We start from the raw sequence: 14365 nt of genomic DNA, 5'->3' as shown, positions 1-14365 counted from the left end.
AACGCCGACGTGCCGTCGCGTACGAGACTCCCGTGGCCGCCGCCCATTCCCTCAAGTTCACCAAGTCCATCAAAACCAACTAGTGAGCACTCATGACCACCAACACGCCAACAGTCGTCATCCCCGAGGATCCGACCGCCTTCACAACGTTGTCAATGCGCGAGGCTTCGCTATCGTCCGTCCGCCCAGGCGTCCAGTTCGAGCTGCTGCAACAGGCTGGGCGCGAAGATGCCGGCGATCGCGAGCAGAGAGATGACGACGAACGCCGTACGCAGCACGACCGTCTCGACCTTGCCGCCGACCTTGACGGCAATCTTGTTGGGCAGGCCGATCATCCGCCACATGCGCCGGCCGGTCGGGATCGGCCACAGGATCGGTACGCCGGCCGACGTGATCATGTCGCCGAGAATGTGGACCACACAGCCCACGGCGACCGCGAACCCCAGCATGGGATAGCCGCGATCGCCGGGCAGATTCGCCGCCGTGAACCAGGCTATGCCCGCCGACGCCAAAGTGACGATCACCCACCCGGCGCGCTCGGCCCACTCGTCGAACAGGCCACGCAGAGCCAGACCGGCCATGAAGAAGACGATGCCGACCACGGCCCACTTGCCGTAGTGCCCGCACAGCCAGGTGGTGAGCCAGCCGAGCAGTGCCGCGAACGGCAGGGTGTGTGTGAACGTACGGTGGCCGTTGTTGCGACGCGGGTCCTTGCTGAGCCGCGTCGCCGTATAGACGCCCAGCGACACCTTCTCGACCACCTCGGCCGCGAACAGCGAGAACACCCCGAACGTACGGGCGACGGTGGCGCCGCCCTGGTTGCGCGTGACCTTCCCGGACATGTCCAGGTCGGGCAGCAGGGCGCCGCCGGCACACACCATTGTGCCGACGGCGATAGCTAACGGTGACTGCTCATAACCCGCGAACTGATCCAGCGCCCAGGTGCCGGCCAGCCAGACGGTCGCCCCCGAGAGAGCGTGCGACGGACCCATCATGTGTGTTGCCCCTCCCCGCGCCCCCGTTCGAGGTCACCGGGGGCAAAACCCGGTCACTCTCGCAGAGCGGGGAGGGAAGATCAACAACCTCGATGTCCACTGTGGAATTGACGAGGGTGTCCGGGGTGCGCCCAGCCCGGTCCGTTCCACGGCGCGACGCCGTGGCCGAGGCTGTACTCGTACTGCCAGCGGCGGTATCGAGCGTGCTTCATGAACCCGATGACCAGGAAGGCGAGCGGGATCGCGGGCCAGAAGAAGTGCGCCCCCGAGATGATCCACAATCCGGTCAGGATCATGGCGACCGAGCCGATGATCGAGGCGTGCCGGCGCAGGCTCCGGCGTGTCGCGTTCCGGGCCTCGGGAGTTTCGGCCAGAGCCGCCCGTCCGCCGCCGGGCAGATCGCTGGTCAGCGGGCCGAGTTCGTCACGGAACTTCGCGGCGTACGCCGTGGCCAGCCGCTCCTCACCCTCGGTCAGGTCGAGCCGGCCCTCGGCCATCGCGGCCCGCAGGATCTCGGCGACCTGCTCGCGCTCCTTGTCGGAGGTCCGCATCCGTTGCTGGCTGGTGGAACTGTCGTTGGGTTGCACCGCATCCTCCCGGGGCGTTCGTGCTTCCGTCGTGCTTCCGTCCGTGCTTCCAGAGTCGGCCTTTCGCCGCCCGGGCACGTCGCCCCGGGGGAGCATCTTCAAGGCGGCCTCCGGGAGGGTCTGAGGCCCATCGCGTACGCCCGCTGGGGCATTAGCCGCCCGTGGCGTACTCCCTGGGGAGTAGAGGGCCATCCCCCCGCGCGTGGATGCCGCGGAGGGGTGGGGTGCCGTAGTTTCGGCATCGGGACGGAAAGTCGTGGGCTCGCCGCAGCGGTTCGCCGCAGCGCCTCGCCGCAAGCGGCTCGTGGCAGCGGCTCGTGGCAGCGGCTCGTGGCAGCGGTGCCTTGCGATGGCTGTCACGGCGATCTTGCCCCCGCGATTGACTGCGATGCGACGACGAAGGGTGGTGTGGACGGCGTGAGACACATGCACGGGCCGCCGATGCCGCCGTGGGCGCGGGAGAACCGCAGCGGGCGTTTCAGCGGGCCCCCATGGGCGCGAGAACACCGCCTCGGACGGTCGCCGGCGCATCATCGCGGGCCCGGCCTCGGTGCGGTGATCGGGGCGGCGCTCTTCCAGACGATCGGGGCCAACCGGCAGGCCGACGACGGTCAGGTCTTCGTCACCGTGCGCCCGGCACTTTATGTGCTGCTGCTCGTCGGGCCGCTGGCGCTGCTCTTCCGCCGGCGCTATCCGGTGATCGTGTTCGCGATCGCCGCGCTGGCCTCGCTGGCCTTCGCCACCGTCGCCGCGCCGCACTGGTTCTGGGCCGTCGCGCCGTTGGTCGCGTTGTTCAACCTGGCCGCCTGCGGGAGTGGCCGGCGCATCGCCGCACTGGTCAGCGCCGGAACGGCGTACGTGGCCTATCTCTTGATCTTCTGGGTGTTCGCCGACCCGATCGGGCTGCGCGAGCAGGTGCGGCCGGGGCTGCGCGAGGCGCTGCTGCTGGGCCTCGCGCTGGCCGGGGCGATCTTCCTGGGCGGTGTCGCCAAGATCAGAAGCGAGCAGATGGCGCAGCTGATGAAGGTGCGGGCCGAGCAGAAACGGGCTGCCGAGGAGCAGGAGCGGGCCGAGGAGGAACAGCAGCGCCGGCAGGCATCCGAGGAGCGGCTGCGCATCGCCCGCGAGCTGCACGACGTGATCGGGCACCACCTGTCGCTGATCAACGTGCAGGCGGGCGTGGGGCTGCACCTCATGGACAGCCGGCCGGAACAAGCCCGCGAGGCGCTCTCGGCGATCAAGACGGCCAGCTCCGAGGCGTTGCGTGAGGTGCGATCAGTGCTCGGCGCGCTGCGCACCGAGGACGAGGCCGCGCCCCGCCAGCCGGCCCTCGGGCTGAGCCGGCTCGCCGACCTGACCGCCGACGCCGGGTTGCCGGTCGAGACGAAGGTGACCGGCGAGGTGCGCGAACTGCCCGCCGAGGTCGACCGGGCGGCCTACCGCATCGTGCAGGAGGCGCTGACCAACGTGCGCCGCCACGCGGGGGAGGGTGCGACGGCCACGGTCTCGGTCGACTACCTGCCGACCGCGCTGCATCTGGCGATCCGCAACGACACGGCCAACGCGCCGCCGACGCTCCCGGCCGAGGGCGGCCCGCCCGGAACCGGGATCGCCGGGATGAGGGCGCGAGCGCGCAGCCTGGGCGGGTCGCTGGAGGCGGGGGTGGTCAGCGGTGGCTTCCTGGTCTCGGTGCTGCTGCCGGCCCTGGACGGCGCGGCGGGTGGCGGCGATTCCGACCAGGCCGCTCCGAACGGGCATGCCGCTTCTGCTCCGAACGGGCATGCCGCTTCGACCGGCCGGGCTGCGGGTGAAGGCGCTTCCGGCGGCGGTGGGAGCGGTAGTCCCAACGGTGGCGCTTCGGGCGGCCACGCCTCTCTGGGCCGCCACGTCTCTTCGGGCGGCTATGCCTCTTCGGGCGGGCACGCCTCTCCGGGCGGCGGTGGCCCTGCCGGCGGCGGCGATGCGGAGGCCGGTGCGAGTGATGGTGGTGCTGGTCGTGGGCGGGCGAGTGATGCCCGGATGGCGGGCGAAGGAGTGGTGGAGTGATCTCGGTGCTGCTGGCGGATGACCAGTTGCTGGTGCGGGCCGGGTTTCGGGCGCTGCTCAACGCCGAGCCGGACATCGAGGTCGTCGCCGAGGCGGCGGACGGGCTCGAGGCTGTGGCGAAGGCGCGCGAGACGAAGCCCGACGTCGTGCTGATGGACATCCGCATGCCTGGGGTCGACGGGCTCGAGGCGACGCGGCGCATCGCGGCCGATCCCGCGCTGGCGGGCACCCGGGTGGTGATCCTGACGACGTTCGAGCTGGACGAGTATGTGTTCGAGGCGCTGCGGACGGGGGCGTCGGGGTTCCTGGTCAAGGACACCGAGCCGGTCGAGCTGATCCGCGGGGTGCGCGCGGTGGCGGCCGGGGACGGGTTGCTCTCGCCGGGGGTCACGCGGCGGGTCATCGGGCAGTTCGCGGGCGGCGGGCAGGGGCGGGCGACGGCGAGCCCGCCCGAGACGGCCGATCAGCTCACCGATCGGGAGCGCGAGGTGCTCGTGCTCGTCGCCGAGGGGCTGTCGAACGACGAGATCGCGGGCCGGCTCGTGATCAGCCCCGCGACCGCGAAGACGCACGTCAGCCGCACGATGATCAAGCTCGGGGCGCGCGACCGGGCCCAGCTCGTCGTCTATGCGTACGAGGCGGGGCTGATCCGGCCGGGCTGGCTGACCTGAAATTTGTCGGCCGGAACCCGTTTCGATTTAATGGGAAACGGTTCTTGCCGTGCGGAAATGAATCACTCGATCGTGGTTGTGTTTCCGTGCCGGGAAATTGCGGCGACGTCCCTAATATCTGCTGCATCAAGCGACGCTTGATGGAACAGAGAGAAAGGCGTTGTCATGAATAAGGTCACGCGCATGATCACGATGACCGGCCTGGCGGTCGCCACCGGCCTCGCGATGGGCGTCGGCCCGGCCGCGGCATCCCCCGCCGCCCCCGCCGCGAAGGGCTCCGCCGTTCAGGTCCAGGACCACAAGTTCGCCAAGAAGCGGCTCGTCGACTTCTACCGGTCGCCGCAGGCCTGCGTTCGCGCCGGCAAGATCGGCGAGTTCCGCAAGAAGTGGAACAGCTTCGACTGCGAGCGCGTCAAGCGCGGCCCGAAGCGCGGCTGGGTCGCCCTCACCGCGGGCTGGGAGTTCAAGGGCCACGGCCACCAGGGTCCGAAGGGCCACGGCCACCAGGACCCCAAGGGTCACCACAACCCCAAGGGCCACGGCCACCGCTGAGCTGGCACAGCCGGCAAGTAGTGCCCCCTGGTGAGTGAACTGAACCGGCGGGATGGGAACGCACCGGGTTGAGTGGCAACCGGTGAGCTGAACAACCCCCGGATAGAGCGAGGGCCGTACCCCGGCGACGGGTACGGCCCTCGCTCTTTTCTTTGCGGGCTCGATATTCAATTCACAGGGAGCTCACAGAACAGGAAAGCTGCCGATGCGAAGTGATAGCGGAATCAGCAATTCTTTCCACAATTCTTGAGGCAAGGTTTTCGGCTCATACTTTCGTCCGGATTTTTCCGGCCGGATGTTCGGGCGGCCGCTTGGCTCAAGTAGGAGCCGCGGGCACCGATACCAAGCTCCGTGCTGAATCCACCGGCTCCGTCGCTGCCAGGCCCCGGACGTCTCCGTGCGCTGCGTGCCACCGGTCTGCTCGAAGCCGGCCCGGTGCGCGTGCTCGACCGGCTGACCGAGTTCGCGGCCCGCGCGCTCAACGCGCCCGCCGCTCTCGTTTCGCTCGTCGACGACGACCGGCAGCGCTTCGCCGGGGCGTACGGGCTCGAGGGCGAGCTGGCCGAGACCCGGCAGACGCCGCTGTCGCACTCGTACTGCAAGCACGTCGTCGAGGACGAGGCCGCCCTGATCGTGGCCGACGCCCGGCTCGACGCGCGGCTGCGCCACAACCCGGCCATCGCCGACTACAACGCCATCGCCTATGCCGGCGTACCGCTGCGCTCTCCCGACGGCCACGTGCTCGGCTCGTTCTGCGTCGTCGACTCCACGCCCCGCGAGTGGTCCACCGACGAGGTCGCCGTGCTGCACGATCTGGCCGAGGCCGCCGAGTCCGAGGTGGCGCTGCGCCTGGCCCGGGCCGAGCAGGCGATGTCGGTCGCCCGGCTCGCGGCCGTCGTCAACAACACCCACGACGCGTACATCTCGACCGACCTCACCGGCGAGGTGATCGCCTGGAACTCGGCCGCCGAGCGGATGTTCGGCTACCGCGCCGACGAGGCGCTGGGCAGCAACATCGTCGACCTGATCATCCCGGAGCGCTTCCGGGCCGACCACATCGCCGGCATGCGGCGGGTGCGGGCCACCGGCGACTCCCAGCTCTCCGGGCAGCACCTGCGCATCGCCGCGATCACCAGCACCGGCCGCGAGTTCCCGGCCGAGATGACGCTGCAGGTCGCGGACGAGCCGAGCGGGATCGTCTGCCACGCGTTCCTGCACGACATCACCGGACGCATCATCGCCGCCGCCGAGATGGAGCAGCAGCGCCAGAAGCTCGACGACGAGCACGCCTTCCTCGAGGCCGTGCTCGACAGCGTCGACGTCGGCATCGCGGCCTTCGGCACCGAGGGCCGGCTGACCCTGCTCAACCGGGCCGCGCGTGAGGTCACCGGGCGCGAGGCAGCGCTGGGCACGCCGATGGAGGAGTGGGCCGAGGTTTTCGCGGTGCACGAGCCCGACGGCCGTACGCCTCTGGAAGCCCTGCCGCTGACCCGGGCGTACGCGGGAGAGACCGTGCGCGGCGAGCACATGATCATGAAGGGGGACGACACCTGGCGCCGCTTCGTCGCGAACGGGCGGCCGATCGACACGCGCGACAACCGCCGGCTCGGCGCCGTGGTCGCCTTCCACGACATCACCGAGGTGCACCGCGCCGAGGAGCTGCGCCGCGCCCGGCACGCGGTCGCCCAGGTGCTCTCCGACGCCACCAACGCCAAGGACGCGGGCATCGAGGCGGTCGCCGCGATCACCGAGTCGCTGGGCTGGCTGTGCGGCGAGTACTGGCAGGTCACCGACGACCGCAAAGCCATCGTGCGGCACAGCTCGCACACCACGACCGACCGTGATCTGTCGTCCTTCACCAACGACAGGCCGCTGACCTTCGTCCTCGGCGAGGGGCTGCCCGGTCTGGTCTGGGCCCGTAACCGCGAGGTGTGGTGGGACGCCGGGCAGATGCCGACCGACATGCTCGACGATGGGCGCGGCGCCCTGCACGACCTCGGGATCCGTGTCGCCGTCGGCGTGCCGGTGCGCTCGGGTCGCCGTACGCTCGGTGTGCTCGCCTTCTTCACCGACCAGGACCTTCCGTTCGACTCCGACACGGTGCAGATGTTGGACGCGGCGGCCGCCCACCTGGGCCGGTTCGTCGAGCGCCGCTGGGCCGAGGACATGTCGCTGGCCCTGGCCGACGCGCGGCGTAACTTCGACCGCATCGTGGCGCAGGTCAACGACTACGTGTGGACCGTCGAGGTGATTCCCGGCGAGGCGCCGCGGCTCGTCTACGGCAGCCCGAACGCGGAGGGGATCCTCGGCCGCCCGGTGACGGTGGACCAGCCGGCCACGCTCACCGACTGCATGCACCCCGACGACGCCGAGACCATGATGCGGTTCCACGACCAGCTCGCCGACGGGGAACACGCCGAGATGGAGTGCCGCGTCGTGGGACTCGACGGCGTGGTCCGCTGGATCTGGACGCGGGCGGCGTCACGCTGGGAGGGCGACCGGCTCTACGTCGACGGCCTCTCCACGGACGTGACCGAGCGGCACGAACTCACCGAGCAGCGCGAGCATCTGCTCGACCGCGAGCGCGAGCAGGTGGAGAAGCTGCGCGAGCTCGACCGGATGAAGGACGAGCTGTCGGCGGTCGTCATCCACGAGCTCCGCAACCCCGTCGGTGTCATCAAGGCGTACACGGAGGTCCTGCTGGACAGCCCCGCCCTGGCCGACGCCGAACGCAAGCACGCGAACATCGTCGACCGCACCACCCGCCACCTGCAGGAACTGGTGGACGACCTGCTGGACCTGGCCCGCCTCGACGCCGGCCACATCAGCATCGACCCGTGCCCCATGGTGGCCGCCGGGGTCCTGCGCGACGTCGTCGACGGCCAGCAGCCCACCGCCGCCGCCAAGAACCTGACCGTCATCGCCTCGATCCAGCCCGATCTGGCCGTCTTGGCTGACGCCCAGCGCCTGCGTCAGGCCCTGGACAACCTCCTCTCCAACGCCGTCAAATACACCCCCGAGGGTGGCACCGTCTCGGTGACCGCCGAACAGGAAGCCGACGCGGTAGTCATCACCGTCACCGACAACGGCATCGGCATCCCCGCCGAGCAGTACCCCCACCTGTTCAGCCGCTTCTTCCGTGCCAGCAACGCACAAAAAGCCGGCATCAAGGGCACCGGCCTGGGCCTGGCCGTGACCAAGGCCATCATCGACGCCCATGGCGGCACCCTGACAGCCAAACCAGCCCCCCACGGCGGTACCGAGTTCCGCCTGTCCCTCCCCACCGTCGAGACCCTCTGTTTCGATGTTTTGTGATGGGGGTCCCATCGTGCGCAGCGTAGCGATCGAGCGACCAAACGTTGTCGGGCACACTGGGCGTGTCGGCAGATGCGGTGAAGGGGAGTGGGAGTGGCGGAACGCGGACGGCTCGCTCAGGCGGACTCCGGCGAGCAGCCTTGGCGGGCCTGGGGTCCTTACCTGGCCGAGCGCGCCTGGGGCACGGTCCGCGAGGACTACAGCGAGCACGGCACCGCCTGGGACTATTTCCCCCACGATCATGCGCGCTCGCGGGCCTACCGCTGGAACGACGACGGCATGGGCGGCATCTGCGACGACCGTCAGACCTTCTGTTTCGCGCTGGCTCTCTGGAACGGGCAGGACCCGATTCTCAAGGAGCGCATGTTCGGCCTCGGCGGCGACGGCGGCAACCACGGCGAGGACGCGAAAGAGTACTGGTGGTATCAGGATTCCACGCCCACCCACTCGTGGATGAGCTGGCGTTATCACTACCCTCAGGCCCCTTTCCCGTACGACCGGCTGGTGCGCGTCAATGGTCAGCGGAGCCGGGAGGAGAGCGAGTACGAGCTGGTCGACACCGGCATTTTCGACGACGACCGGTTCTGGGCCGTCACCGTCGACTACGCCAAGGCCTCTCCGCGCGACATGTGCGTCGCGGTCACCGTCTCGAACCGCGGCCCTGACCCCGCCACCCTGCATGTGCTGCCGACGCTCTGGTTCCGCAACACGTGGTCGTGGGGTCTGCCCAACCGTCCCGTGCCGAAAATCACCGGCACGCCGGGCCGGCTCGCCGGTGAACATCGCGCGCTCGGCCGGATAACCCTTGAAGGGGACGGCGTCCCGGTCCCGCTGCTCTGCGACAACGAGACGAACGCCCAGCGCCTGTGGGGTCAGCCCGGCAAGAGTCAGTTCCCCAAGGACGGCATCAACGACCACGTCGTCAACGGCGCCCCCACCGTCAACCCCGCGAACGAGGGCACCAAGGGCTCCCTGCACTACGTCCTCACGCTGAACCCGGGCGAGACCCGTACGATCCGCCTGCGATTGACTCAGGAGGACGACGAGCCCGGCAGGAAGGACGACTGGGCCACAGTCATGCGCGACCGCAGGAGTGAGGCCGACGAGTTCTTCGCCGACCTGATCCCGGCGGAAGCGACGCAGGACGAAAAAGCGGTAGCCCGCCAGGGCATCGCCGGCCTCATGTGGGGCAAGCAGTTCTACCACTTCGACGTGAAGCAGTGGCTGACCGGCGACCCGGGTTCGGCGCCCCCGCCACCCGGCCGCCGCTACGGGCGTAACAACGCCTGGTGGCACATGAACAGCTTCGACGTCATCTCGATGCCCGACCCCTGGGAATACCCCTGGTACGCCGCCTGGGACCTGGCGTTCCACTGTGTCTCGATCGCCCGCGTCGACCCCGCGTTCGCCAAGGCGCAGCTCCTGCTTCTGCTGCGCGAGTGGTACATGCACCCGAACGGCCAGATCCCGGCGTACGAGTGGTCGTTCGGCGACGTGAATCCACCCGTGCACGCGTGGGCCGCGCTGCGGGTCTTCGAGATCGACGGCGGGCACGACTTCGACTTCCTGGCCCGCGTCATGCACAAGCTGCTGCTCAACTTCACGTGGTGGGTCAACCGCAAGGACGTCGGCGGCAACAACGTGTTCGAGGGCGGCTTCCTCGGGCTCGACAACGTGGGCCCGTTCGACCGGTCGGCGGCGCTGCCTGTGGCCGGCGTGCTCGAGCAGTCCGACGGCACGGGCTGGATGGCCATGTACGCCCTGAACCTGCTCGACATGGCGATCCGGCTCGCCCTGCACGACCGGGCGTACGAGGACATGGCGACGAAGTTCTTCGAACACTTCGCGTACATCGCCGAGGGCGCCTACCGCCAGGGCCTGTGGGACGAGGAGGACTGTTTCTTCTACGACCAGCTCCGCCTGCCCGACGGCCACAAGCTGCCGTTGAAGGCCCGTTCCGTCGTCGGGCTGCTTCCCTTGGCGGCCACCACGCGGCTGTCCAAGTCGACCCTCGACCGGCTGCCCGAGTTGCACGCCCGGCTGCGCTGGCTGAAGGCGTCGCAGTCCGAGTTCGCCGACGTGATCAGTGCCCGGCGGCTGTCCTCCGAGGGGCGCCAGCAGCAGCTGCTCGCGATGGTGGGGCAGGATCAGTTGCTGCGGGTGCTGGCGCGCATGCTTGATCCGGAGGAGTTCCTGTCGCCGTACGGGATCAGGACCTTGTCTCGGTCTCACCTGGAGAAGCCGTTCACCGTCTCGCTCGGCGGCTCGGATTTCACCGTGGGTTACGAGCCGGCCGAGAGCACCAGCGGCCTGTTCGGCGGCAACTCGAACTGGCGCGGGCCGGTCTGGATGCCGGTCAACTATCTGCTCATCGAGGCACTGCGAGAGTACGCCGGGTTCTTCGGCGACGACATGAAGGCGGAGTACCCGACCGGGTCGCAGCGGAAGTTGCCGCTCGCCGAGATCGCCGACGATCTGTCCCGCCGGCTGATCTCGCTGTTCCTACCGGACGAGGACGGAAAGCGTCCGATCTACGGCGCCAACCAGGTGCTGCAGACCCACCCGGACTGGAAGGACCTGGTCGTCTTCCCGGAGTACTTCCACGGGGACAACGGGGCCGGGTTGGGCGCCTGGCACCAGACCGGTTGGACGGCTCTGGTCGTGGATCTGATCCTGACACTGAAGCGCTGAGGCCCAGCAGATCGGGCATTCGCGGGTGACCCCGCAGCGGCCGCAGAATTCGTTTGTCTTCTTGAAACACAGGAGGCCGATCAGGATGCCCACCAGCAGTGCGGTCCCGACGGCGATACCGAGAATCATCTGACTCTCCCTCCGTGCCCGATTGAAGCGAGCTCAGTGCCTACACGGGCTTCGGAGCCGATGGGTTCATAGGCTGGACCAACTTAAAATCCCTCGTATGGACTTCGGTGTTGGCTACTTCCCCACCCACGACGGCATGCGGCCCGGCGAGATCGCCCGGCGGGCCGAGGAGCGCGGCCAGAGCGCCCTCTACTTCGCCGAGCACACCCACATCCCCGCGAGCCGCGAGACGCCCTGGCCCGGCGGGCCGAACCTGCCGCAGAAGTACTGGCACACGTACGACCTGTTCGTGGCCCTGACGGCGGCGGCCGAGGCCACCAGTCGGCTGCGCATCGGCAGTGGCGTGTGCCTGGTGACCGAGCGGGATCCGATCATCACGGCGAAGGAGGTCGCGAGCGTCGACCACCTCAGCGGGGGCCGGTTCGAGTTCGGCGTCGGTCTCGGCTGGAACCGGGAGGAGATGCGCAATCACGGCACCGATCCGCGGCTGCGTGTGCCGGTCATGGGGGAGCGTATTCGCGCCATGCGCGAGATCTGGACCCAGGACGAGGCCAGCTTCGACGGCAAACACGTCAGCTTCGACCGCATCTGGTCGTGGCCCAAGCCGGCCCAGCGCCCTCACCCGCCGATCCTGATCGGCGGTGGCGGGCCCACGGTTCTCGACCGCGTTCTCGAGTACGGCGACGGATGGTTCCCGCAGTGGCGCGACGAGAACGTGTTCGCCCGGATCGCCGAGCTGCGCGCCCGCGCCGACCGCTACCTGCAGGTGCAGATGCTCAGCGTGCCGGCCGACCCGCGGGCCCTGGAGCAGTGTGAGAAGGCGGGCATCGACCGCGTCTCGGTGTGGTTGCCGTCCGGCCCGTGGAGCATCGTCGAGCCGGCTCTGGAGAAGTGGGAGGCGGCGATCGGGGAGCTGGTCGGCCGGTGACCCCGGCGGCGCGGTTCGCCTCGGTGCCGGTGGCCCGGCTGGCCACGGTCGGGCCGGATGCCGCGCCGCACCTGGTGCCGATCGTCTTCGCGCTCCTGAGGAACGACGTGCTCGTGTCCGCGGTGGATGGCAAGCCCAAGCGCACCCGGGCTCTGCGCCGCCTGGCCAACATCGAGGCGTCGCCCCGGGTCAGCGTGCTGGCCGACCATTACGAACAGGACTGGTCACGGCTGTGGTGGGTGCGCGCCGACGGTACGGCCGTCGTGCGCGACACCCATCCCGAAGGGCTGGCGGCGCTGGTCGCGCGCTATCCGCAGTACCGAAACAGACCACCGGCCGGGCCGTTCGTCGAGATCACCGTCGACAAATGGACGGAGTGGGTCAGCGGGGCGTGACGGCGCGCAGCTTGTCGGGGTTGGCGACGTTGTGGATCGTACGGATGAGGCCGTCCTCGGTCAGGTCGATCGTCAGCGTGGCGATCACCCGGTCGGGGCCGCTGAAGACCAGCCCGGGCGCGCCGTTCAGCTCGACGATCTCGACCCGCATGTCCGAGGGCAAGATCCCCTCGTACGGGACCTGGCTGACCCCGGCCAGCCAGGTGGCCACCTTCGTCGCGCCGACGACCGGTCGTCGTGCCTGGCGAACCTTGCCACCGCCGTCGGTCCACAGCGCGACGTCCGGCGCCAGCAGCTCCATCAGCGTGTTGAGATCGCCGCCGGCCGCCGCGGCCAGGAACCGCTCGGTGACGTCGCGCCGCCGTCGGGGGTCGGCGTCGAACCGGGGCCGTCGTGCGCGAACATGCTCGCGGGCCCGATGGCCGGCCTGGCGCACGGCCGGTTCGGTGCGCTCGACGGCCGCGGCGATCTCGGGATAGGGGAAGTCGAAGACCTCCTTGAGCACGAAGACCGCGCGTTCGAGCGGGGTCAGCGTCTCGAGCACGACGAGCATGGCCGTCGAGACGTCGTCCGAGACGTCCTCGCCCTGCGTGAGGATCGGTTCGGGCAGCCACGGCCCGATGTACGTCTCGCGCCGATGCCGGGCCGAGCGAAGCTGATCCATCGCCTGGTGGGTGACCATGCGGGCCAGGTAGGCCTTGGGATCGGCGACGGCCGAGCGGTCGGCCGCCGACCACTTGAGCCACACGTCCTGCACCACGTCTTCGGCGTCGGCGGCGCTGCCCAGCAGGCGATAGGCGATCGCGAACAGCAGCCGCCGGTGCTCGTCGAAGGCGGTCATCGCGTGTACCGACCGCCGTGCGGCCACCACGAGGCGATGGCCGGGAAGCGCGTCATCCGCGCGAAGGTCGGCCAGGGCGAGGCGGTCACCGTTTCCTTGTACCAGACGGCGGCGCGGCCGGTCAGGTGAGCGCGGCGAGGACTGTCGTCGGGGCGGGTGAACTGGACGACCGCGTCGCCGCGGCCCAGGCTGACCGGCGCGTGGTAGTAGCCGAAGCGGAACCGCGCGGGCGCTTTGCCGTCGAGTTCACGGGCGATCGAGACGGCGGCGTGCACCCCGGTCGGCATGCCGCTCTGGCAGGTTCCGTGCAGAAGACCGAATTCCTGCCGTACGGCGGCCGCGTCGCCCACGGCGTACACGTGCGGGTGGGAGACCGATCGCAGGGTCTGGTCGGTGACGATGCGCCCGCGGTCGTCGACGGTGAGGCCCGACGCGGCGGCGAGCGGCGAGACCCGGGTGCCCGCTGTCCACAGGACCGCGTCGGCGGCCAGGCTTCCGGTACCGTCGAGCTCGACACCACCGGGAAGCACCTTCGTGATCTCGGCGTCCGAGTGCACCTCGACGCCGAGATGCTCCAGAGCGGTGAGCAGGTATCGCTGGGCCTTGGCGGTCATCGTGTGTCCAGGCCGCTCGCGGCCGACCAGCTTGACGGTGAGGGCTGGGTGCCGTTCGGCGATCTCGGCCGCGGCCTCGACGCCGGTCAGTCCGGTGCCACCGACGATGACCGTCCGCGTGCCGGCCAGCCGGGTGGCGAGGGCTTCAGCGTCGCGGAAGCTGTCCAGGGCGTACGCGTGCTCGGCGGCGCCGGGGACCGAGGTGTCGGCCGCGCTGCCGAGGGCGTAGACGAGCGTGTCGAAGCGCAGGTCGCGCTCGTCGTCGACGCGTACCGTGCGAGCCTCGGCGTCGATCGCGGTCACCCAGCCCCGTACGAAATCGACCTTGGTCTGGGCCAGCAGATCGGGCACGCGCAGGTCGGCCGTCGGGCGGCCGGCGGCGGTCGAGTGCAGACGGAGCCGTTCGGTGAAGCGCTCCTCCGGATTGACGAGCGTGATGCGTACGTCGTCCCGCCGCCGCACGCGCCCGGCCAGGTTGGTCGCCGCGCACAGGCCCGCGTAACCCGCTCCGAGGATGAGGATGTCGTGCATGGCCGTGGTCCCTTCGATCGATGATGACCACGGGACGGAACCGGAGGGCCCGGTCGTGAGCTTAGGTGAC

At 69.7% G+C, this 14365-nt stretch carries 11 protein-coding genes; 7 read left to right on the top strand and 4 right to left on the bottom strand.

Annotation, left to right across the window (positions count from 1 at the left end):
* Positions 1-170 precede the first annotated feature (170 nt).
* The gene (locus EER30_RS22680) at positions 171-995 is read right to left on the bottom strand and encodes a metal-dependent hydrolase (protein ID WP_127502501.1); all 825 of its coding nucleotides are present in this window, start codon (positions 993-995) and stop codon (positions 171-173) included.
* Between the two features lie 80 nt (positions 996-1075).
* A complete protein-coding gene (locus tag EER30_RS22675) occupies positions 1076-1582 on the bottom strand; it encodes a DUF1707 SHOCT-like domain-containing protein (RefSeq protein WP_240670234.1) in 507 nt (168 codons plus the stop codon).
* 555 nt (positions 1583-2137) lie between these two features.
* Between EER30_RS22675 and EER30_RS22670 the strand changes: the two genes are divergently transcribed.
* The 7 genes from EER30_RS22670 (at position 2138) to EER30_RS22640 (ending at position 12309) form a co-directional block, all read left to right on the top strand.
* Complete coding sequence (locus tag EER30_RS22670) at positions 2138-3628, top strand: sensor histidine kinase (RefSeq protein ID WP_240670233.1); 1491 nt, start codon at positions 2138-2140, stop codon at positions 3626-3628.
* Positions 3625-4299, top strand: a complete 675-nt coding sequence (locus EER30_RS22665; protein ID WP_127502500.1) for a response regulator transcription factor — start codon at positions 3625-3627, stop codon at positions 4297-4299. Before EER30_RS22670 ends, EER30_RS22665 begins: the two co-directional genes overlap by 4 nt.
* A 165-nt stretch (positions 4300-4464) precedes the next feature.
* Positions 4465-4851, top strand: coding sequence for a hypothetical protein (locus EER30_RS22660; protein ID WP_127502499.1), 387 nt, complete (start codon positions 4465-4467; stop codon positions 4849-4851).
* 351 nt (positions 4852-5202) lie between these two features.
* On the top strand, positions 5203-8166 hold the full coding sequence (locus tag EER30_RS22655) for a sensor histidine kinase (protein ID WP_127502498.1): 2964 nt from the start codon (positions 5203-5205) through the stop codon (positions 8164-8166).
* 93 nt (positions 8167-8259) lie between these two features.
* A complete protein-coding gene (locus EER30_RS22650) occupies positions 8260-10857 on the top strand; it encodes an MGH1-like glycoside hydrolase domain-containing protein (protein WP_127502497.1) in 2598 nt (865 codons plus the stop codon).
* Between the two features lie 226 nt (positions 10858-11083).
* On the top strand, positions 11084-11914 hold the full coding sequence (locus tag EER30_RS22645; RefSeq protein ID WP_127502496.1) for an LLM class F420-dependent oxidoreductase: 831 nt from the start codon (positions 11084-11086) through the stop codon (positions 11912-11914).
* On the top strand, positions 11911-12309 hold the full coding sequence (locus EER30_RS22640; protein WP_127502495.1) for a TIGR03668 family PPOX class F420-dependent oxidoreductase: 399 nt from the start codon (positions 11911-11913) through the stop codon (positions 12307-12309). Before EER30_RS22645 ends, EER30_RS22640 begins: the two co-directional genes overlap by 4 nt.
* Here the strand turns inward: EER30_RS22640 and EER30_RS22635 are convergent.
* Complete coding sequence (locus tag EER30_RS22635; RefSeq protein ID WP_127502494.1) at positions 12296-13150, bottom strand: RNA polymerase sigma-70 factor; 855 nt, start codon at positions 13148-13150, stop codon at positions 12296-12298. The two genes, EER30_RS22640 and EER30_RS22635, sit on opposite strands and share 14 nt — an antisense overlap.
* Positions 13147-14295, bottom strand: coding sequence for an NAD(P)/FAD-dependent oxidoreductase (locus EER30_RS22630; protein WP_127502493.1), 1149 nt, complete (start codon positions 14293-14295; stop codon positions 13147-13149). Before EER30_RS22630 ends, EER30_RS22635 begins: the two co-directional genes overlap by 4 nt.
* Between the last annotated feature and the right edge of the window lie 70 nt (positions 14296-14365).

The organism is Actinoplanes solisilvae (assembly GCF_003999975.1).
Lineage (GTDB): Bacteria > Actinomycetota > Actinomycetes > Mycobacteriales > Micromonosporaceae > Actinoplanes > Actinoplanes solisilvae.
This window is presented reverse-complemented; position numbering and strand designations above follow the sequence as displayed.

Excerpts from the sequence above, each read along its gene's own strand:
- EER30_RS22680 (WP_127502501.1), bottom strand. The coding sequence starts at position 995 with ATGATGGGTCCGTCGCACGCTCTCTCGGGGGCGACCGTCTGGCTGGCC.
- EER30_RS22660 (WP_127502499.1), top strand. The coding sequence starts at position 4,465 with ATGAATAAGGTCACGCGCATGATCACGATGACCGGCCTGGCGGTCGCC.
- EER30_RS22645 (WP_127502496.1), top strand. The coding sequence starts at position 11,084 with ATGGACTTCGGTGTTGGCTACTTCCCCACCCACGACGGCATGCGGCCC.
- EER30_RS22635 (WP_127502494.1), bottom strand. The coding sequence starts at position 13,150 with ATGACCGCCTTCGACGAGCACCGGCGGCTGCTGTTCGCGATCGCCTAT.
- EER30_RS22630 (WP_127502493.1), bottom strand. The coding sequence starts at position 14,295 with ATGCACGACATCCTCATCCTCGGAGCGGGTTACGCGGGCCTGTGCGCG.